Genomic DNA, 22,552 nt, shown 5'->3' on the forward strand with positions numbered 1-22,552 from the left:
GCCGGCCCGGGCCCGCCCCCCTCCCGCTGGGGCCTTCCCCCCCCCCCGCGCACAAACACCCGCCCCCCCCCCCCCCCCCCGACCGAAGTCGCTGGGGTCGGTCCGGCAACCGACCGAAGTCGCTGGGGCCGGTCCGGCAACCGACCGAAGTCGCCCCTGAACCTGTGGTCAGGCGGTCGCCGCGAACTGCGTCCGGTACAGGTCGGCGTACAGGCCCCCGGCGGCGAGCAGCTCGGCGTGCGTGCCCGACTGGGCCACCCGCCCGTCGGCGAGCACCACTATGCGGTCCGCCGCGCGCACCGTGGACAGGCGGTGCGCGATGACCAGCGACGTCCGGCCGGCGAGGGCCTGGTCGAGCGCCACCTGCACGGCGGCCTCGGACTCCGAGTCGAGGTGCGCTGTGGCCTCGTCGAGCACCACGACGTCGGGCGCCTTGAGCAGCAGGCGCGCGATCGCGAGGCGCTGCCGCTCACCGCCGGACAGCCGGTAGCCGCGATCGCCCACCACCGTCTCCAGGCCCTCCGGCAGCCGGTCGACGAGATCCCAGATGCGCGCCTGGCGCAGCACCCGCTCCAGGTCGGCGTCCGTCGCCTCCGGGCGGACGAACCGCAGGTTCGCGGACATCGTGTCGTGGAACAGATGGGCATCCTGGGAGACGACGCCGACAGTCGCCCGCAGCGACGCGAACGTCACGTCCCGCAGGTCGGTACCGGCGATGCGCACCGCGCCAGACGTCGGGTCGTACATCCGGCTGACCAGCTGCGAGATCGTGGTCTTGCCCGCCCCCGACGGGCCGACGAGCGCCACCATCGAACCGGCGGGCACCTCGAACGAGACGTCCACCAGCGTGTCCGCCGTCGGATCCTTGCGCTGCCCCGCCACCGACTCGAGGGAGGCGAGCGACACCTCATCGGCCCGGGGGTACCGGAACGTCACGTCCGCCAGCGAGATCGAGGCGCCCCGGGCGGCGACGGCGGCCCGCAGGTCGACCGCGTCCGGCTTCTCGGCCACCGACGGCTCCAGGTCCAGGACCTCCAGCACCCGCTCGAACGACACGAGGGCCGTCATCACGTCGACCTGGACGTTCGCCATCGCCGTCAGCGGCCCGTACAGCCGCGTGAGGTATGTGGCGAGCGCCACGACCGTGCCGACCGTGAGCTCGCCCGCGATGGCCTGCAGCCCGCCGAGCCCGTACACGCCCGCCACGGCCAGGGACGCGACGGTGGAGAGCCCCACGCGGAACCAGGTGCCGAGCAGCGCCGTGCGGACGCCCAGGTCGCGGCGCTCGCGGGCGGGCTCGGCGAACCGCTCGGACTCGGTGGCTGGATCGCCGAAGACCTTGACGAGGTGGGCTCCGGACACGTTGAACCGCTCGTTCATGACCTGGCCCAGGTCGGCGTCGACCTCCATGCCGCGCCGGGTCAGGGCGGCGAGCCGGCGGCCGAACCAGCGCGCCGGGAACACGAACAGCGGCACCAGCACGAGGGCGCCGAGCGTGAGCTCCCAGGACATGGTGAGCATCGCCGCGAGCGTGAAGGCGATGGTCAGGGTGTTGGAGACCACCGTCTGCAGGGTCGACGTGAAGGCGCGCTGCGCGCCGAGCACGTCGCCGTTGAGGCGCTGCACGAGCGCACCCGTTCGGGCGCGCGAGAAGAAGGCCAGCGGCATGCGCTGGACGTGGTCGAACACGGCTACGCGCAGGTCGAGGATCAGTCCCTCGCCGACCTGGGACGACACGAGCCGGTCCGCCACGGACAGCCCGGCGGCCAGGATCGCGAGCATCGCCGCCGCGCCGGCCAGCAGGACCACCAGGCGGGTGTCGCCGCCCGTGATGCCGTCGTCGATGATCCGCTGGAAGAGCAGCGGCGTGGCGGCGCCCGCGGCGGCCTCCAGGGCCAGGATCAGCACGAACAGGATCAGCCTGCCCCGGTAGGGACGGGCGAAACCCACGATGCGCCGCAGCGTGTCGCGGCCGAGGCGCTCGTGGGCGACCGAGCCGTCCTGCGTGAACGACCGCATCGCGCGGCCCCCGCCCATGCTCCCACCGCCACCGTGCATGCTCACGACTGCATCGTCGCACGCGGCCCGGTTCCGTCCGCTATCGGGCGCTCCTCCGCCGTCGCGGGCACAGGTGACCGAAGGTAGCGGGTTAACCGAGGGTGACCTGGACCACACGGGTGTTACGTGTTCCCCGCAGCCCGTGATAGAAACCCACGATCGGGCGTCTACGCAGGTCGCCCATACTTCGATGGATGATTCGATGAATATCGACGGGTGGAGGGCCATGTCTGACCTGGAGCCGCAGCGGAGCGGAGGTCGCGTGGCGCTGGTAGATCTGACCGGTGCGCAGGACATGACCGCGGAACTGCGGAAGCTGCAGGACCGGTGGGGGCCGGTGGCCCCCGTCGACCTGGAGCCCGGTGTGCCCGGCTGGCTCGTGCTGGGGCACGCGGAGGTCATGGAGGTGATGCGCACGGAGAGCGTCTTCGCGCGCGACCCGCGGCACTGGAACGAGCGGCTGCCGCTGGACTCGACCCTGCACGCGATCCTCTCGCCGGCCGGACGGCGCGCGCTGTACTACGCGGACGGCGCGGACCACCGGCGGCTGCGGCTCCCGGTGGACGAGGCCTTCGCCGGCATCGACGAGGCGCAGACCGCCGCGATGGTGCGAGGCGTGTGCAGCCGGCTGATCGACTCCTTCGCTGCCCAGGGCCACGCCGACCTGATCGGCGGGTATGCCGCGGCGGTCTCGTTCCTGTCGGTGTCGGGCATGTTCGGGTTCGACGAGCAGCAGGGCATCGCCCTCCTGCGGTGCGCGCACGGCATCTTCGGGCACGGCGGCGACTCCGTGACAGCGCTGGCCACCATGGACCAGATCGTGCTCGACCACGTCCTCGCGACGCGGGAGGACCCAGGGAACAACCTGACCGCCCGTTTCGTCGAGCACCCGAGCTTCGAGGACGACACGGAGATCGTGCATTCGATGGTCGTGGCGATCTGCGCGGCCAACGAGATGCTCGTGACGTGGATCGCGGCCACGCTGCGCCGCATGCTCACCGACCCCCGGTACACCGGCCGGGTCACGGGCGTGCGCCGCGGCCTGGACGACGCGATGGACGAGACGCTGTGGAGCGAGCCCCCGGTCGCCAACCTGCCGGCCCGGTACGCCGTGACCGACTGCACGCTCGGCAGGGTCCGGATCCAGGCGGGGGACGCGATAGTCATGGGTCTGGCCGCCGCGAACAACGACCCGCGCGTGCGCACCACGGACGACCTGTTCGAGGCGAACAACCGGTCGCACCTGTCGTTCGGCGTCGGGCCGCACGCGTGCCCGGCCAGGCGTCCGGGGCGGCTGGTGGTGAAGATCGCCGTGGAGAGCCTCATGGAGCGGCTCGACCTGCGCCTCACCGACCCAGAGGTGACGTGGGCCCCGTCGCCGTGGTCGCGGTACCCGGCGGTGCTGCCCGTTGCGTTCACGCCCGAGCGGCAGTCAGCCCGCACGCCTGCCCGGGTCTGACCCGGGCAGGCGCCGTGGCGCCTACGGCCGGGGCCTGAGGGACCACCCGGTGAGGGTCCCTGCGTCGCCGGCGGCGGTGTCCTGGACGCGGAGGTTCCAGGTGCCGTCCACGGGTTCGCCGGCCAGGTTGACGACGAAGGTCTGGTGCACGTCGTCGGTGCCGCCGCCGGCCCTGTCGAGGAGCGTGTACGCCGTGCCGTCGGGGGCGATCAGCCGCACGACGAGGTCGCCTCGGTAGGGGTGGGTGATGTCGACGCGGACCTGTGCCGACGTCGAGGCGTTACCGGGGCAGCGTGCCAGGGTGATCGGGCTGTTGATCGTGGTGTTGTCGGGGACCGGCACGTCGGTGGTGTTCTCGCCGGCGCAGACCGGCGGCGGGGTGGTCGGCGGGTCGAGGTGGAGGGCCCAGGAGTCGATGTACCCGGCGTCGCCGGTCTGGGTGTCCCGGACGCGCAGCCGCCAGGGGCCGTCGGCGCTCTTGCCGGACAGGTCGACCGGGTAGCTCGCCCTGATGCCGTCCGCGGCGCCGCCGGTGCCGCGGTGCAAGGGGTAGGCCGCGCCGTCCGGGGCGATCAGGTCGACATAGAGGTCGCCGATGTAGCCGTGCACGATCGCGACGTCGACCACGGCGGCGGCGCTGGGCGTGGCGGCGCAGCCCGTGACGGAGACGACCGACTCGGCGACCCCGAGGTCCTGGATCGGTACGTCGCTGCCGTTGGTCTGGGTGCAGCCCGGCGGGCCGGCCACGGTCAGGCGGTAGGTGGTGGCGTGCCACGTCGTCCCGCGCGCGCGGACCTGGACCGCGTAGGTCCCCGGCGGGGTCGACGACGTGGCGGTCACGGTGAGCGTCGACGTCTGGCCCGAGGTGATGGCGGCCGGCTCGAACGACGCCGCCACGCCGGGGGGAAGGCCTCTCGCGGTCAGCGCCACCTGCTGCGGGTCGCCGAGCGTGGTGCGGGTCGAGACGGTGGTCGTGACGGACGATCCTGCCTGGACGATCCCCTCGGCGGGGTCGAGCACGACCGCGAAGTCCCGGGTGGGCGGTGGCACGTCCCCGGTGTACAGCAGGCGGTTCGGGGAACCGGTGCCTGCTCCCGTGACGACGCCGGGCGTGGTGGCGGCGAGCAGGGTGGCCGAGACCTGGGCCGGCGTGAGCGTGGGATCGGTCGCGAGATAGAGAGCGGCCGCGCCGGTCACGTGCGGTGTGGCCATCGACGTGCCGTTGATCGTGTTGGTGGCGGTGTCGCTGGTGTGCCAGGCCGAGGTGATCGACGAGCCGGGCGCGAACAGGTCGAGGCAGGGACCGATGTTCGAGTACGGCGGCTTCGCGTCGGCGCTGGTGGTCGCGCCCACGGTCAGCGCAGCGGGCGTGGAGGCGGGCGAGCGGGTGCAGGCGTCGCTGCTGGTCTCGTTGCCTGCCGCCACCGCGTAGGTGATGCCGTCGGCGATCGAGGCGGACACCGCGTCGTTCATGGCCTGGGAGAGGCCGCCGCCGAGCGACACGTTGGCGACCGCCGGCTCGCCCGGCTGATGGTGGGCCGTGACCCAGTCGATGCCCGCGATCACGTCCGCCGTGGTGCCGTCGCCCGCGCAGTCCAGCACCCGCACCCCGACCAGCGCGACGTCCTTGGCGATACCGTGCCCCTCGCCGCCGACCGTGCCGGCCACGTGGGTGCCGTGGCCGTTGCAGTCGGCCGCGTCGGCGTCGCCGTCCACGACGTCGGTGCCCGAGACCGCGCGATCCTCGAAGTCCTGGTGGCCGACCCGGATGCCGGTGTCGATGACGTAGGCCGTCACCCCGGCGCCGGTGTTCGGGTAGGTGTAGGAGGTGTCAAGGGGCAGGGCGCGCTGGTCGGTCCGGTCCAGGCCCCAGCTCGGGGTCGGCGACTGGACGTCGGCGACGCTCATCCGCTGGTTGGCCTCGACATACGCGACCGAGGGATCCTTGCTGAGCCGGCGGGCGTCGGCGGCGGACATGGCAACGCTGAAGCCCCGGACGGTGTGCGCGAACGTGTCCCGCAGCTCGCCGGAGAACTCCTTGGTCAGGGCCCGGGCCTCGGCGTCCGCCCGGGACGGCACGGTGGGGTCGATCCGGGCGGACACGGCGTCGTCGAGCACGACGATGTACTCGCCCGGGACCGCCTCGAGACCCTGCTCGCCGAGGATGCCCCCGGCCCGTACGGCCTGCGGGGACGGCGCGCTCGTGCCCGCCGCCGCAGGCAGCGCGACGGAGGCCACGACGACGGCGACGGCGGCGGCCACGCCGAGGGCGACCACGCCGGGCGACGTGCGCCGGACGGGACCGGCCTGCTGGTTGATCGACTGGCGCACGGGTGCCTCCTCGACGTTGCCTCCCGGATCGCGGATCACCGTACGGCGCCGGACCCCGGGCAGGCAGAGGTCGTGCCGCACCGTCGTGGGTGATTCGGTCGTGTCCGAAATGAGAGCGATCTGTTAGCCCGCCCCAAGATCCTCGCCTGTGGTGTCCGGCTGAGGTGCCGGACGGCGACGAAGGGTTGAGCGATGCGTTCAGGCGAGAGTTCCGAGCCAGGCACGAGGGCTGTCGGCGGGTTGCTGCCGAGGTCAGGTCGCGCACCGTCGCGCCGTGCGCTCGCGGCCGTCGTGTCGTTCGCGATCGCCGTGCCGCTCGGTGCCGGTGCGCTCGCCGTCCCCGCCCGGGCGGAGAGCTCCGCGTCCGCCACGGCAGCGGACAGTGCGGCAGCTGGCAGCGCGGCAGCCGGCAGTGCGGTAGCCGACAGCGCGGTAGCGGGCGGCGCCGGGGCACCCGCCGCGCCGTCCGCCCTCGACCTGGCCGGACCGACACCCGAGGAGCGCGCGGAGCAGGAGGCGGCAGCCACCGCACGTGCGACCGGTAAGCGGGTCGAGGCCCCCGAGCTGCGCACCGAGACACAGTCGGTCTACGCGGAGCCCGACGGCCAGATGGTCGTGGAGCTCAACTCGTCCCCGATCCGCGCCAAGGCAGAGAACGGGACCTGGCAGGACATCGACACGGACCTGAGCGCAGGGAAGGACGGCCTGCTGCGTCCAGGCGCGACACCGGTCGACCTCGCGTTCTCGCCAGGCGGGCAAGGCTCCGAGCTCGCCCGGATGGAGGAGGGCGGAGCGGAGCTGGGGCTCACGTCCGCCGAGAGCCTCCCTGCCCCGTCGCTCGACGGCGCCACCGCCACCTACGAGGACGTCCGGCCCGGTGTGGACCTGCAGGTGGTCGCGTACTCCTACGGTTTCTCGACGAGGCTGGAGGTGCGGGACCGCGCGGCCGCGGAAGGGCTGATCGCCGACCCGCTCCGCCTCGACATCTCAGGTGGCTCCGGCGACCCCGTCGAGCCGCGCGACGGCGGGTTCGAGGTCGAGGCCGCGAAGGGCGACGGCTCGATCTCGGTCCCGCCGCCGTCCGCGGCCGACGCCGACGGGCAGCCCGTCACCCTGGACGCCGGAACGGAGCCGGACTCGGCGGACCTGGCGCTCGCGGACGACGCCGTCGACGACGACACGCAGTTCCCGATCACGATCATGCGGGACCACACGGCGGACAAGTTCGGCTGGGCGACGGTGCTCTCGGGCCTGCCCGATCGCAATGGCTGGAACACCAGCGGCGAGCCGCCGCTGGCGCAGGTCGGCAGGTGCTGGTCCGGCTGGGGCGCCTGCGGCCTGAGGAACATCGGCGTCGCGTGGACGTACTGGCGGTTCGACACGAGCTTCCTCGAGGGCAAGGAGGTGGTCGACGCCGACCTGAACGCGGTCGTCGAGCACAGCCCGGACTGCAACGCGACCGAGCGGTATCACCTCGTGCACAAGGCGACCGCGCACCCCGGCGATGGCACGACGTGGAACAACAAGCCCGGCTGGGAGGGCCCGACCCTCAGCATGCTGGCGCCCAAGGTCAACTCCAAGTGGGGGTGCCCTGGGGCCAAGACGGCAGCGGTCGACGTCACGTCAAAGGTCAACCGCGGCGGGCACACGTCGTTCCTGGTGTCGCCGGCGAACGACGAGGACCTCGAGAACTCGCCGTGGTGGCGCAAGTACAACAACAACGCGAAGCTGATCGCCCGCTTCAACACGAAGCCGCTCGCGCCGGCCGGGGTGATGACCGACCCGCCGCTGGGGGCACCCTGCACGTGGTGCGCCGGCGTGCCGTACATCAGCGACTCGAGCGTGAGCATCAAGGCGACCCTGCACGATCCCGACGGTGACGGGCTGCACGGTGTCTGGCGGTACACGAGCAACGGGCAGACGACCGACTACGTCAGCCCGAACGCCGCCGGGTCAGGGACCGTGCACTCCCGGCCGATCACGACCGCCGAGAACGCCGTCAACACCGTGACGTGGCAGGTGAACGCCCGCGACTGGAACAACGACGGGCCGGTCGCGACGGGACCGCGGTTCGTGGTCGACCGCAAGGCGCCCACCGCCCCGGTGGTCGACGGCTACCTGTACACGGACGAGAACCGCTGGCACGGCGGGACGGGCGTCGAGGGCAGGTTCGACTTCCGTACCTGCACCCCGGCGCTCCGGACGGCGGGGCGGTGCACGACGCCGGACGGCGACGACGACGTCGACCACTACCTGTGGGGCTGGAGCAGCTCTCCGTCGAACAAGATCGACGCCGACGCGCTCGCCGGGAACGCCACGATCTGGACGACACCACCCGGCGACGGCCCGCAGACCTTCTCCGTGCAGGCCGTCGACCGCGCGGGGAACAGGAGCCAGCCGGTGGTCCAGCACCTGCGGGTGCGGCCGGGTAACGGTGCCTACGCGGACTGGTCGCTGGACGGCACCGGGAAGGACCGCGCGTACCTGGGCGACCGCGACATGGTGCTCCACGACGGTGCGTCCTACGACGACGGCGCGGTCAACCAGGGCGTGGCGCTCGACGGGAACAGGGCGCACGCGAGCGCGCCCAACGCCGTCCGCACGGACTCCAGCTTCTCGGTGTCCGCGTGGGTACGGCTCGACAACGCGACCGGCGCCCGGGCGGCGGTGAGCCAGGACGGCACCAACTTCTCGGGCTTCGTGCTGTGGCAGCGGCCCGACGAGGACGGCGACGGCGTGGAGGAGGGCGGCCGCTGGGTGTTCGGCATGGCGTGCTCGGACGCCGAGTACAAGGGCACGTCGATGGCCGCCTCGACCGAGCCGTCGGAGACCGGCGTGCCGACGCACCTCACCGGCACCTACGACGCGCGCACCCGGAAGCTCACCCTGTACGTCGACGGTGAGAAAGCCGGCGAGATGACCCGTGGGTCGACCTGCCAGGACTGGGACGCGGACGGCGACGTCCGGATCGGCCGGACGATGTGGAACGGCGCCGCGGCCGTCGACCACTGGAAGGGCATGGTCGACGAGGTCAGGCTCTACGAGCGAACCCTGACGGCCGCGGAGGTCAAGGCGGCGGTGGCCGGGTCGAACGTGCAGGCGGCCCAGTGGAAGTTCGAGGACAAGCCCGGCAGCAGCACGACGCTCAACAGCGTGCCCGGTGGCCAGGCGGGTGTCCTGCACCAGGACGCGCGCTTCTGCGGGGACTGCGACGGGGACGGGCAGGAGGACCCGGCCGTGAGCGAGGGCGCCGTCGGCCAGGCGGTGCACGTGGGCGGGGCCGACGGGGAGGTGGTCTCGTCCGACGGCCCGGTGGTGACGACGAACCGCAGCTACTCGGTGGGCGGCCACGTCCGGCTGGACCCGGAAGCGGTCGAGAACCTGGCCGTCGGCGGCAGGGTGGTCGCGCTGTCGCAGGACGGCGCCCACCGCAGCGGGTTCACGCTCTCGTACGTGCGGACCAGCGCGACGGCCGGCCAGTGGGAGTACGCCACGTACGGCCAGGACTCGTCGGGTGCGGCGCCTGACGCCGTGACCCGTGCGCCCGCCGCCGACCCGACGGCGTGGACCCACCTGTTCGCCGTCCACGACGGCGCGGCCGCGACCGTCCGGCTGTACGTGAACGGAAGCCCGGGCAGCCCGGTGGCCAGGGCGCGCACCGCGTTCACGGCGACCGGCCCGTTCGTGATCGGCAGAGGGCTGGACGGGACGCCGTCGTCGCGCTGGAACGGCGCCGTCGACGAGGTCCGGGCGTACACGAGGGCGCTCGGCGCCGACGAGGTCCAGGCGATAGTGGTGCGCGACGACGTCGCCGTCGGGCGCTGGCTGCTGGACGGGGACGCGAACAACGCCACCGGGCGGGCCCTGGACGGGACCGTGCACTGCGACGGGACGACGTCGCCTGCCGACTGCCGGTGGGGGCCCGGGCAGACCGAGCTGCCGTCCGACGGCATCGACAAGGCGCTGACGGGGAACGGGGACGACTGGGTCTCGGCACCGCACGCCCTGGACACGACCAAGAGCTTCGCGGTGACTGCCTGGGCCCGGATCGACGACCTGAACGGCACCTCGACCGTCGTGTCGCAGGACGGCCGGAGCATGAGTGCGTTCCAGCTCGACAAGCTGGCCAGCGGGCGATGGGGCTTCCAGAGGGCGCGAGCCGACGGCGCCGCCGTCGAACCGCCCTACCTGGTCGAGGGGCCGATCGCGCAGGAGGACGTCTGGACGCACCTTGCCGGCGTCCACGACGCCGCGGCCAGGACGATCACCCTCTACGTCAACGGTGAGGCCGCAGGCACCGTCGCGGCCCCGGTCGAGTGGGACCACCCGACGGGTGAGCTGCAGATCGGCGCGGCCCTGCGCTTCGGCGCCCGGAACAACCGGGTGCTCGGCTCGGTCGACGACGTCACGGCGTACGGCAGGGTCCTCTTCCCGGACGAGGTCCGCGAGCTGGCCGGCCGGGACCTGACCCTGCGCCACAACTGGCGCCTGGACGAGGGCCAAGGCACCAGCGCGGCGGACGCCGTCGGCGGCAGCGCGGCAGCGGCCCCGGCCGCGGCGCAGGTCGGCTGGACCGACGGCGTCGTCGGGAACGCGCTCCAGCTGGACGGCGACGACGACCACCTCGCCGCCTCGGACCTGGACGTCCGCACGGACGGGTCCTTCACGGTCTCCGCCGTCGTGCAGCTGGACCGTGACAAGGCCTGCACCTGGGACGACTGGGAGGAAGGTGGGGCCGAACCCGGTCCCGGCGAGTGCGTGCACACCGCGCTGAGCCTGGACGGCGCGTCGGACGGCGACAGCAGGTTCCGGCTCGGCTACCAGGCGGGGGCGGACGCCGCGCACGAGAACGGCGACTGGGTCTTCGAGATGTCCAACGAGGACAGGACGAAGGTCGCCTCGGTCGGGCTGTTCCGGTGCGACCCGTTCAACACCGACCCGGACGCTCCGTGCGACTTCGACCGGCCGGTGCACCTGACGGGGATCTTCCACGCGCCGACGGGCCGGATCTGGCTCTTCGTCGACGCGGTGCGCGTGAGCGAGGGCGACGGCGTCGAGGCCTGGCCCTCGCCCGGAGACCTCCAGATCGGCCGCGGCCGCGACGACTCGGGCGACCCGGCCGAGTACTTCCCTGGTGTGGTCGACGACGTGCGGGCCTACACCGGCGCGTTCAACGACACGCGGGTCAAGGAGCTGCACGCGTTCTACGCCTCCGGCGGGCTCCTGGACCCGGTTCCGCCCAAGCCCCCCACGCCGACCCATCACTGGAAGCTCGACGAGGCGGACGGCACGGCAACGGCGGTCGACGCGGTCGGGGGAGTGGACGCGACCATGCGTGGTGCGGTCGCGACCGACGTCGCCGGCGGACGGGAGGGCCGGGCGCGGACCTTCGACGGGGTGGACGGCTATGCGGTCGCGCCGGGGCCGCTGCCGGCTGCCGGCGAGGCGTTCACGGCGTCGGCCTGGGTCTACCCGCTGACCGCGAGCACCAGCGACGCCTGGGAGGCCGTCGTCAGCGGCGGGCACAACTACGTGATCACCCGGGCCGGCAACCGGTGGGCCGTCGTCATGGCGGCGCGCGGGGCCGACGGCGGCACCAACGTCATCAAGGAGGTCTACTCCGACGAGACCGTGCGGGTGGGTCACTGGACGCATGTCGCCCTGGTCTACGTGCCGAACCTCGGTCAGATGCGCCTGTACGTGAACGGCCGTATGTCCGAGCTCATGCCCGGTGTCGACTCCGTCGCGCCGTCCGGCACCTTCCGGATCGGCGCGCACCAGCGCGACGCCGTCAGCGAGTTCACCGTCCCCTTCAAGGGCCACATCGACGACGTCCGGACCTTCGGGACGGTCCTGTCCGACGCCGAGATGGCCGCCGTCTACAACGACGTCTGGGATCCGCCGCACGGCCTCTGGACGTTCGACGACGACACGGTCGCCGACACCTCGTGGCGCAAGAACACGACCACCGCCCACGGCGCCTTCGGGTTCGTGGACGGCCGGTTCGGCCGGGCGCTCTCCCTGGACGCCGACGACCCCGGCTACGCGCAGGCCGCGTGGGCCGGAGTGACGACCTACGGGAGCATGACGGTGGCCGCGCGCGTCCGGGTCACCGACAGCGCGGGCGTGCAGACCGTCGCCTCGCAGGACGGGGCCAGGATGAGCGACTTCTCGCTGCAGTACGACGGCGGCATCGGGCGCTGGTCGTTCGGCGGCTGGGCCCCTGACGCCGACACCGGCACGTTCGCCCGGGCCTACTCGGGGCCGCCGGCGGCGACCGGGAAGTGGACGCACCTGGTCGGGGTGTACGACCACCCGGCCAAGCAGCTGCGGCTGTACGTGGACGGTGCGCTGGTCGGCCTGCAGGACGGGGTGACCCTCTCCGCGGCGCTCCGCCGCATGGCCATCGGCCGCGGGCAGCTGCGCGGGGCCAACGCCGACTTCTTCACCGGGGACATCGACCAGGTCGACACCTGGATGGGCGTCCTGTCCGCCCAGAAGATCGCGGACCTCGCGGCACAGCCCGCACCCGTCGCACAGGCCGGACCCACCGCACAGAGCGACCGCGCGGCGCAGACCGAAGGAGACCAGTCATGACCTGGAACGCCCACCCTGACCGCCGCACCCTCCGTCGTCGGTGGATCGCGACGGTCCCCGTGACCGCGCTGATCGCCTCGCTGCTGGTGGTGGCGCAGGTACCGCAGGAGGCCGCGGCGGCCACGCCGGGCGGCCTGCCCGGTATGCCGTCGGTCCCGGTCGTACCGGCCGACGGGATGGACGCGCCGCCGTCCGGCGACTCGTCCGAGGACGCCCTCGGCCCGGGCCAGCAGCCCGGCAGCGAGGTGTCCGACGGCGGCGGGCGGCCGACGGCGACGACCCTGTCGCCGTCCGCCACCTGGGACGTGTCGAAGCAGACGGGCGACTTCACGTGGTCCTACCCGCTGCGTGTCCCGCCGGCGCCAGGGGGCCTCGAGCCGAGCCTGGCGCTGAGCTACGCGTCGTCGGCGGTGGACGGGCGCACGAGCGCGACGAACAACCAGCCGTCGTGGGTGGGGGACGGCTGGGGACTGGGGGAGAGCTTCGTCGAGCGGACGTACGGCGGGTGCATGGAGGACAAGGAGGGCAGTCGCGCTCCGAAGAAGGGTTTCGACAACGTCGGGGACCTGTGCTGGCGCGGCGACAACGCCACCTCCGTGTTCGACGGAGGGGGCGGCATCATGATCCGCGCCGGCGGCGACAGCTGGAAGCTCAAGAACGACACCTACACCCGGGTGCAGCAGATCGGGACGCCGGACGGCGGCCAGCAGGACGGCGAGGGCTGGAAGGTCACCACGACCGACGGCACCCAGTACTTCTTCGGGTCGAGGCCGGAGTCCAGCTCGGTGTGGAAGGTCCGGGTCTACGGCGACGACGCGGGCGAGCCGTGCTACAGCGCGTCGTCGTTCAAGGAGTCGCGGTGCGACCAGGCGTGGCGGTGGAACCTGGACAAGGTCGTGGACCGCAACGGGAACACGATGCTCTACGACTACACCAAGGAGACCAACCGGTACGGCGACTTCAACGACGCCGACAAGTCGATCACCTACGACCGTGGCGGATGGCTGAACCAGATCCGGTACGGGCTGCACACGACGGCGTCGAGCACGGCCGCCGCTGCGGTGGAGTTCGGCACGGCGATCAGGTGCATCCCGGGCCTTCCGGCTGCGGAGTGCAGCACCAGCAAGCACCAGAACTGGCCGGACACCCCGCTGGCCCGGATGTGCGAGGCCGCGACCTGCGCGGAGAACTGGTCGCCGACGTTCTGGACCGGGCAGCGCCTGGACACGGTGACCACCAAGGTCCGCAAGGGCGGTGAGCTCGTCGCCGTGGACCGGTGGAAGCTCGACCAGTCCTACCCCAGCCCCGGTGACGGCAGTTCGGGCGCCGCGCTCTGGCTGAAGTCGATCGAGCACACGGGTCTGATCGGCGGGGGCGCAGGCACCACGCTGCCCAAGGTCACGTTCGAGGGCACGCAGATGGCCAACCGGGTGGTGACCGACAACCAGACGCCGATCAACCGGTACCGGATCACGAGCGTCGTCTCCGAGGCCGGCGGCGTCATCAGCGTCACCTACGCTCCCGCCAACTGCCTCGACGCAGGCGGCCGCGTCCCGGCCAGCCCGCACACGAACGACCGCCGCTGCTTCCCGGCCACCTGGGCCGACGAGACGCACGCGGAGCAGACCGCCTGGTTCAACAAGTACGTGGTCTCGGGGCTCGTGGTCGGCGACCTGATCAGCTCCAGCATCGAGCAGCAGCTCCAGTACCGGTACGACGGCGCCGCGTGGCGCTACGACACCAGCGAGTTCACGCCGCCGGACAAGAGGAACTGGAACGAGTTCCGCGGGTTCTCCCACGTCACGACGATCGCGGGCGACCCGGAGGACGAGTCCGGTCCGCAGACGCGGACCGACACCCACTACTACCGGGGCATGGACCAGGACCGGCTGAACCCGGAGGGCGGACGGCGTCCGGTGGTCATCAAGGACTCCGAGAACGGTGAGCACACGGACCACGACTGGCTGCACGGCTTCGAGCGTGAGTCGATCACGCGCAACGGCATCGCGGACGACTCGCCGGTGGTGATCAAGACGCTCAAGGACCCGGTCTGGCGTGGTCCCACCGCCACGCGCGGTGATCTCAAGGCCTACTTCACCGGGGTAGGCACCGAGCGGACGTTCATGCCGAAGGACTCCGGCGGACGGGTAGAGACCCGCAAGGTCACCACGTACGACGCGTACGGGCAGCCGGCCACCGTCGACGACCGGGGAGACGTCTCGGTCACGAGCGACGACCTGTGCACCACCACCACGTACGCCGCCAACGAGAGCGCCTGGCTCGTGTCGTTCCCCGTCCGGATCCGGACGGTCGCGGTCGGCTGCACCGAGACGCCGTCGTACCCCGAGCACGCGGTCTCGGACGTGCGCACCCGGTACGACGGGCAGGGTGAGGGAGCTGCGCCGTCGGCGGGGAATCCCACCCTGGTGGAGAGGGCGAAGGGCTACGAGGCGGGCGAGCCGGTCTGGGAGACCCGGTCGACGACGTCGTACGACGCGCACGGGCGTGCGACCCGGACGACGGACGCCCTGGACCGGGCCACCACCACCGCCTACACCCCCGTGGCCGGCGGACCGACGACGGCCACCGTGGTGACGGACCCCAAGGGCTTCACCACGAGGACCGACCTGGAGGTCAGCAACGGGCAGGCGGTCAAGGTGACCGACCCGAACGGCCTGGTCACCGAGAACGTCTACGACCCACTCGGGCGGCTGACCAAGGTGTGGGGGACCGACCGCCTCCGGACGAGGTACCCCAACGCACCGTCGGCCACCTTCGAGTACTCGATCAGCCGGGACGCGCCGAACGTGGTGACCGCACGCCACCTCGGCCCGAACTCCAACGACGCGCAGGCCAGGTACGTCGAGGCGCGCACCATCTACGACGGCAGCTACCGCGTGCGCCAGCAGCAGGCCCCGGCAGCGGGTGGCGGGCGCCTGCTGACGGACCACCGGTACGACACGCAGGGCCGCGAGTACATCGTCACCAACCCCTTCTTCAACGCGGAGCCCGTCGACTCGCGCCTGTGGCGTGCCGCGGACTCGGAGTCGCTGGGACAGAACGTCACGAAGTACGACGCGGCCAACCGGCCGGTCGAGGCGGCGTTCCAGACCAACACGGTCACCGACTGGAAGACCGTGACCCGCTACGGCGGCGACCGGACGTACGTGACGCCGCCCGAGGGCGGGACGCCCACCATGACCGTCACCGACGTGCGGGGCAGGGTCAAGGAGCTGCACCAGTTCCGCGGCGACACGCCCGCAGGCGACGCCGAGGTCACCCGGTACGCGTACAGCCCCGCCGGAAAGCTGGAGAAGGTGATCGACCCGGCCGGGAGCGAGTGGGACTACGCGTACGACCTGGCGGGGCAGAAGGTCCGCACGGACGACCCGTCCGCGGGCGTGACCGAGTCGGTGTTCGACGCGGCCGGCCAGCTCGTGCGCACCACCGACTCCCGCGGCCAGGTGCTCACCCACGAGTACGACGCGCTGGGCCGCAAGACCATCGTGCGCGACGGCGGCGACGACGGGACCGTCCTGGCGAGGTGGACCTACGACGCAACGCGCATGGTGCGGCCCGACGGCACGGTGACCCTCGCCAAGGGGCGGCCGACGGCGGCGATCCAGCTGGACGCCGACGGCAACACCGTCACCTCCAAGGTCAACTCCTATACCGCGGACTACCAGACCAAGCAGGCGCTGCTGACCATCCCGCAGTCCGAGGGGGTCCTCGGCGACGGCAACGGCGGTCCGCGGACCTACGCCACCGAGTACACGTACAACCCGGACGGCAGCCTCAAGAGCGAGATCCTGCCCGCGATCGGCGACCTGGCGCAGGAACAGATCTTCCACACCTACGACGACGCCGGTCGCCCCGCGACGACCTACGGGGGAGCCGACGGCGCCGGGGGGACCACCTACTACGCGTCGTGCTCGACGTACACGCGGCTGGGCGAGATGCAGCGCGTCCAGCTGGGCGGTGTGCCCGACCAGGACGACCAGGAGAACGACTGCGCCACCGAGTACGACGAGACCGAGCACCGTGCCTGGGTCACCACCTACTACGAGGACTACACCCGCCGGGTGGAGCGCACGGTGGTCGACGGCGAGGTGCCACGTCCCGAGCAGGCGGACCTGGCCTACGACTACGACGACGCGGGCAACGTGCTCTCGATCACCGACACCCCGGGAGAGCTGGCGGCCGACCGGCAGTGCTTCGAGTACGACCACCTGCGCCGGCTGACCGAGGCCTGGACCCCAGGCACCTCCTGCGACGCCGAGCGCACGGTGGACGAGCTCTCCGGGCCGGCCGCGTACTGGCAGTCGTTCACGTACGACGAGGCCGGCAACCGACTCACGAAGGTGGACCACACCCTCAAGGGCAACGTCACCGAGAAGTACGACTACCCGGAGCCGGGTGCCGAGCAGACGAACGTGGTCGGGTCGGCGAGGACGATGGCGGCCGACGGGACACAGATCTCCGTGGACGAGTACGCCTACGACGACGCCGGCAACACGATCCAGCGCGGCGACCAGCGGCTCGAGTGGGACCAGCTCGGCAGGGTCGGGTCCGTCACCGAGGGGGACAAGGTCACCTCCTTCGTCTACGGCGCCGACGGCGACCGGCTGATCCGGCACGATCCCGACGCCTCCACGCTGTACCTGCCCGGCCAGGAGCTGCGGGCGGACGAGGCGACGGGCGAGCTCACGGCGACGCGCTACTACTCGCACGCGGGCCAGCCCGTGGCCGTGCGCACCGACAGCACGCTGACCTGGACCGCGAGCGACCATCACGGGACGGCACAGGTCGCGATCGACTCGGTGACGATGGCGACGTCGGTGCGCCGGATGGATCCGTTCGGGATGGCGCGCGGGGAGCAGCCGACGACGTGGCCGGGCGAGAAGGGCTTCGTCGGCGGCACGATCGACGCGGCGCTCGGGCTCACCCACCTGGGTGCCAGGGAGTACGACGCGGCGCTGGGTCGCTTCATCTCGGTCGACCCACTCATCGACCACAGCGACATGCAGCAGATGAACGGGTACGCGTACTCGAACAACAACCCGACGTCGGCCTCCGACGCGGACGGGCTGTTCCTCGGCTGGTTCATCCAGGCGATCCAGGCGGTCGTGAAGGCGCTTCAGTCTGTCTTCAAGATCAAGCCGAGCGGGCCGAGTCCCAAGGTCACGCGTTACAAGAGGAACGTGTACATCGGCGGGAAGGACTCGCCCTGGGAGGCGGATGTCGTCGAGAGGGAGTTTCCCGCGATCACCACCTACGAGTACGAGGAGATCGGCGGGGTCATGTGTGGTGGTCCGGATCGGGAGCGGACCGGCGAAAGCTGCACCTTCCAGTTCGGCGAGTCCGGGAGCCGGACCATCGAGAAGTCCTTGAGCATCGGTGGCTCGGTCAAGGGACTTGACCTCGACGCGTCGGTGAAGGAGGCGAACACGGTCTCGTGGAACAAGGGCACCGCCTACAGCTACGCGCCCAAGGACAACAAGCCGTTCTCCGTGAAGTACTACGTGAGGTGGCGGGTGGAGTCGACCCAGCGGCAGTTCTCGGAGAGCTGGACCAACCTGAACGGAGAGCGGGAGAGCCGCAGCTACGAGACGACGGTCATCACGAGGACACCCAGCAAGACGATCTGCCGGATGATCGACGGGGACCGCACCCAGTGCGAGAACGTGTTCTGACGGGCCGGTGTGGCGGGCGGAGCGTCGCCCGCCACCTCCGGACCTGCACAATTCAGGTGAGTTCGTGCTCGCCGCCGGGTCATACTTCCTGAATGTCTCCTGAACGGAGGCGAGGGAGGACGAGCCGGATGAACTTCGGGGTACTGGGGGAGCTGGTCGTGGTCGCCGACAGCGGCGCGATCACGATCGGCTCCTCCAAGTCGCGGACGGTGCTGGCGCTGCTCGTCCTCAGGCGCGGGCTCGTCGTGCCGATGGCCGGGATCGCCGAAGCCCTCTGGGGCCGGACCGCGCCGTCGAACGCCCGCAAGTCGACGCACGTGGCGGTCAACAGGCTGCGGAAGGCGCTGGGGCCGCTGGGCGAGGTCGTCCGCACCCGCCCGGACGGCTATGTGCTCGACGTGCCCGCCGACCGCACCGACCTCGGCCGCTTCACGAGCTGGCTGGGCGTGGCGTCGACCGCCCGGGAGAAGGGGACGGGCGACGAGCTTGCCGCGCTCGGGCACGCCCTCGACCAGTGGCGCGGCGACGCGCTCGCCGACGTGCCGAGCGACCTCCTGGACGCCGAGCGCTCCCGCCTGGCCGAACAGCGCCTGACGGCGATCGAGCGACAGCACGAGCTGTTGATGACCGCGGGCCGGCCGGCGGACATCGCCCTGCTCCAGGACCTGTGCGACCGCAACCCCCTGCGGGAGGGCCTCTGGTACCTGCTGGTCCGCGGCCTGAGCGAGTCCGGCCGCCGGTCGGAAGCCCTGAACGCCTTCGACCGGTTGCGCAGACACCTCGTCGCAGAGCTCGGGGTGGAACCCGGCGCGCGCCTGCGCGAGCTCCACGCACAGGCGCTCGCCGGAGAGGACCCGGCGAGGCGCCCGCCCGGCGCGGTGAGCCTCGGCGTCATCACGCCGCAGGCCCCACGTGTCGTGCCCCGTCAGGTTCCGCACGTCGCAGGTCTCGTGGGGCGTAGCTCGGAGCAGGCGCGACTCGATGCCCTGGCGCCCGGGGGCGTGGAGGCAGGCACCTCCGATACCGCGGTCGTCGTCATCTCGGGCCAGCCCGGCATCGGCAAGACGGCGCTCGCCGGCTGGTGGGCGCGTCGCGCGGCGGACCGGTTCGCCGACGGCCAGATCTGGCTCGACCTGCGGGGCAGCCGCCCGGGCGCGGTGATGGCCGCCGACGATGCGCTGCAGCACCTCCTGGTCTCGCTCGGCGACCAGGCCTCGGAGACGCCGGACACCCTCGAGGAGCGCGCCGCCCGCTACCAGACCCTGACCGACGGGCGCCGGCTGCTCATCGTCCTGGACGATGCCGCGAACGCCGAACAGGTACGCGCGCTGCTGCCGGGCTCCCCGGGTTCGTCGGTCCTTGTGACCAGCCGCTATCGCCTGGACGGCCTGGTGGCCCGCGAGGCGGCGACAGGGATCGAGCTCGATGTGCTGCCCGCGAGCGACGCGCGCGAGCTCCTGGTACGCCGCCTGGGCAGCGGTCGTCCGGCCGACGCCGCGACGCTGGACGAGATCGCCGGCCAGTGCGGGCGGCTGCCGTTGGCCCTTGCGATCGTCGCGGCCCGCGCAGCGCGACAGCGCGAGGCAGACCTCGGCTCCGTGGTGGCGCAGCTCCGGTCGGCCAGCCCCAGGCTGGACCAGTTCGCCCTGGGCGACGACGCGGCAGACCTGCGGTCGGTGTACTCCCGGTCGTACGAGTCCCTGTCGGCACCAGCGGCCCGGCTCTTCCGCCTGCTCGGCACGCACCCGACTCCGGACCTGTCGATCGAGGCCGCCGCGAGCCTCGCGGGGCTGCCCGTCGAGCAGGCGCGCGGGCGGGTGTCGGAGCTGGAGTCGGCGTACCTCGTGACGGCCTCCGACGGCGGCCGGATCGGCCTGCACGACCTGCTGCACAGCTACGCCGGAGAGCTCGGTACGCGGCTGGACAACCGGCAGGCGGTCCGGCGCCTGCTCGACCACTACGCCCGCGCGGTGCACAAGGCGGTGGAACGGCCGGGCGCACGCCGTGCCACTGACGCAGGAGCGGTCGACGGACCGGGCGGCGTCCGCGGCGTCAGCGTTCCGCCCATCTCCTCCCCGGCCGATGCCCAACGGTGGTTCGCCGCGGAGCACGCGAACCTGGTGGCCGTCGTGCGGCTGGCAGGAGCCCTGGGACACGACGCCGACTGCGTCCGGATCGGGTTCCTCGCCACGGAGCTCCAGGAGTGGAACGGGCGGTGGGGCGAGGCGACCAGCACCCAGACCGCGGTCCTGGCCGCCGCGCACCGGGGCGGGAGGCGTGACCTGGCCGCGCGCGCCGAGTTTCATCTGGGCAAGGCGGCGCACCGCCGAGGTGAGCACGCGCGAGCGCACGGCCACTTCCTGCGGGCGGACGAGCTGAACCGCGAGCTCGAGCACGTCCCGGGCGGCGCAGAGGTGCACCTCGGGCTCGGTGCCGTGGCCGAGTCCGGCGAGCGGTGGGACGAGGCTCTCGAGCATGACCGCCGGGCGCTCGATCACGCACGGGCCGTGGGAGACAGCATGGGTGAGGCACGTGCGATGAACGCCATCGGCTGGGACCTCGCGCATCTCGGGGACCTGGACACGGCGGTGACCTGGTGTCAGAAGGCGCTCGCGCTGGCCGAGGAGATCGACGACCAGCGCGCCGCGGCGGCGAGCTGGGACAGTCTCGGGTTCTGCCGGCAGCAGGCGGCGGACCTCAGGGGCGCACTGCGCGCCTACGAGCGTGCGACGCGGATACGGAGCCGGCTCGGCGACCGGAGCGGAGTCGCCGAGGGGTACCGCGCGACGGGCGACCTCCACGCGCTCCTCGGCGACGAGATCGGTGCCCGGCGCGCCTGGCGAGCCGGCCTGGAGATCCTCGACGTATCGGCTCCGTTCGCGGCAGACGTCGAGCGAGAGCGCCTGTCGCGTGGCTACGGCGTCACCGGCCTGTGAGCCCAGGCGACCCGGATGTTCGGAGGTAGCCTTGACGCCCAGCAGCACTCCAACCATCCCGGCACTGAGGACACCATGTTCCGCATCGGACTCACCGGAGGGATCGCGGCCGGAAAGTCGGTCGCGACGGCACGCCTGGCCGAGCTCGGCGCCGTCGTCATCGACCACGACCTGCTGGCGCGGGAGGCGGTCGCACCAGGATCGGTGGGCCTCGCCGCGATCGTCGAGGCGTTCGGCGACGGCGTCCTGACGCCGGACGGCGGCCTCGACCGGCCGGGGCTCGGTGCCCTGGTCTTCGCCGACGCGGCCGCCCGCAGCCGCCTGAACGACATCGTGCACCCGGAGGTGCGGCGGCTCTCGGCAGAACGGGAGGCCATGTCGGCCGCCGCTGACCCGACCGCCGTCATCGTGCACGACATCCCGTTGCTGGTGGAGACCGGGCAGGCCGAGCACTTCCACCTGCTCGTCGTGGTGCACACGCCCGCCGAGCAGCGGGTGCGCCGGCTCGTCGAGGGTCGCGGGCTGAGCGAGGACGCCGCGCGCTCCCGGCTCGCGTCGCAGGCCGCCGACGACGAGCGGCTCGCCCTCGCGGACTTCACCCTGGACGGTTCGGGGAGCGAGGACAATCTACGCGCACAGGTGGATACCCTGTGGCAGCGCGTGGCCGAAGAGGTCACGCAGGAGGCGGAGGCAGACTCCGCGTGATCCGGCCGGCGTGATCCGCACGGCCCGGTGAGGAGCGTGCGCGATGAAGGTTCTGGTCACAGGGTTCGAGCCGTTCGGCGGCGACGCCGTCAACTCGTCAGGGGAAGCGGTAGCGGCCCTCGCGGCGCGCTGGACGGGCCCGGACGAGCTGGTCACGGCCGTCCTGCCGGTCGAGTTCGACCAGGTCCGCTCCGCCGACGGCCTGCTGCTGCGGCTGCTCGACGAGCACGCGCCCGACGTCGTCCTCGCCGTCGGCCTGGCCGCCGGCGTCACCCAGGTACGGGTCGAGCAGGTGGCGATCAACCTCATGGACGCCCGGATCCCCGACAACGGCGGTACCCAGCCCGTCGACGCCCCCGTGGCCGACGGCGGCCCCGATGCCCGGTTCACGACCCTCCCGGCCAAGGCCGCCGTCGCCGCCGTCCGCGCGGCGGGCATCCCCGCCGGTGTCACGTACAGCGCAGGGACGTACGTCTGCAACGCCGCGTTCTACGCGCTGCAGCACGCGCTCGCCGAGCGGCCGGGCGTGCTGTCCGGCTTCGTCCACGTGCCACGCACGACCGAGGAGGTCGGGGGAGAGGCCGCTGCGTCCGCGCTGTCGGACGGCGGCGAGCCGCACCTCCCGCTCGAGTCGCTCGTCACTGCCCTGGAGATCGTGGTGCGCACCGCGCTCGCCACGGCCCGCGGCGAGGCCGTGGAGGCCGCAGGGGTCGCCGGCACGCTGCACTGACCGACGGTCTGGCTGACGGGGTTCGCTGATCGGGGAGGGGTGG

General features: G+C 72.3%; 8 protein-coding genes. 6 read left to right on the top strand and 2 right to left on the bottom strand.

Translation table 11 applies throughout. The features are described from left to right. Positions 1–168: 168 nt before the first annotated feature. Positions 169–2,058 (bottom strand): ABC transporter ATP-binding protein, encoded by a 1,890-nt coding sequence (locus AB0I32_RS25475; protein WP_357511211.1) that lies wholly within the window; start codon positions 2,056–2,058, stop codon positions 169–171. A gap of 262 nt (positions 2,059–2,320) precedes the next feature. Between AB0I32_RS25475 and AB0I32_RS25480 the strand changes: the two genes are divergently transcribed. Further along, a complete protein-coding gene (locus AB0I32_RS25480) occupies positions 2,321–3,517 on the top strand; it encodes a cytochrome P450 (RefSeq protein ID WP_357511189.1) in 1,197 nt (398 codons plus the stop codon). Positions 3,518–3,538: 21 nt separating this feature from the next. Here AB0I32_RS25480 and AB0I32_RS25485 read toward each other — a convergent pair whose 3' ends face one another. Further along, complete coding sequence (locus AB0I32_RS25485) at positions 3,539–5,848, bottom strand: S8 family serine peptidase (protein ID WP_357511191.1); 2,310 nt, start codon at positions 5,846–5,848, stop codon at positions 3,539–3,541. A 192-nt stretch (positions 5,849–6,040) separates the two neighbouring features. Between AB0I32_RS25485 and AB0I32_RS25490 the strand changes: the two genes are divergently transcribed. The 5 genes from AB0I32_RS25490 to AB0I32_RS25510 all read left to right on the top strand — a co-directional run bounded on the left by AB0I32_RS25490 (position 6,041) and on the right by AB0I32_RS25510 (position 22,509). Continuing rightward, positions 6,041–12,445, top strand: coding sequence for a LamG domain-containing protein (locus tag AB0I32_RS25490; protein ID WP_357511193.1), 6,405 nt, complete (start codon positions 6,041–6,043; stop codon positions 12,443–12,445). Then, positions 12,442–18,138 carry an RHS repeat-associated core domain-containing protein gene (locus AB0I32_RS25495; protein WP_357511195.1) on the top strand — a complete coding sequence of 1,899 codons (5,697 nt, stop codon included), beginning with the start codon at positions 12,442–12,444 and terminating at the stop codon, positions 18,136–18,138. Before AB0I32_RS25490 ends, AB0I32_RS25495 begins: the two co-directional genes overlap by 4 nt. Before the next feature lie 128 nt (positions 18,139–18,266). Next, a complete protein-coding gene (locus AB0I32_RS25500; protein ID WP_357511197.1) occupies positions 18,267–21,074 on the top strand; it encodes a BTAD domain-containing putative transcriptional regulator in 2,808 nt (935 codons plus the stop codon). 75 nt (positions 21,075–21,149) lie between these two features. After that, positions 21,150–21,779: a dephospho-CoA kinase gene (gene coaE, locus AB0I32_RS25505; RefSeq protein ID WP_357511199.1), complete on the top strand. Its 630-nt coding sequence runs from the start codon at positions 21,150–21,152 to the stop codon at positions 21,777–21,779. 43 nt (positions 21,780–21,822) lie between these two features. Next, positions 21,823–22,509: a pyroglutamyl-peptidase I gene (locus AB0I32_RS25510; RefSeq protein WP_357511201.1), complete on the top strand. Its 687-nt coding sequence runs from the start codon at positions 21,823–21,825 to the stop codon at positions 22,507–22,509. Positions 22,510–22,552 lie beyond the last annotated feature (43 nt).

The organism is Promicromonospora sp. NPDC050249, from assembly GCF_040656015.1.
Taxonomy (GTDB): Bacteria; Actinomycetota; Actinomycetes; order Actinomycetales; family Cellulomonadaceae; genus Promicromonospora.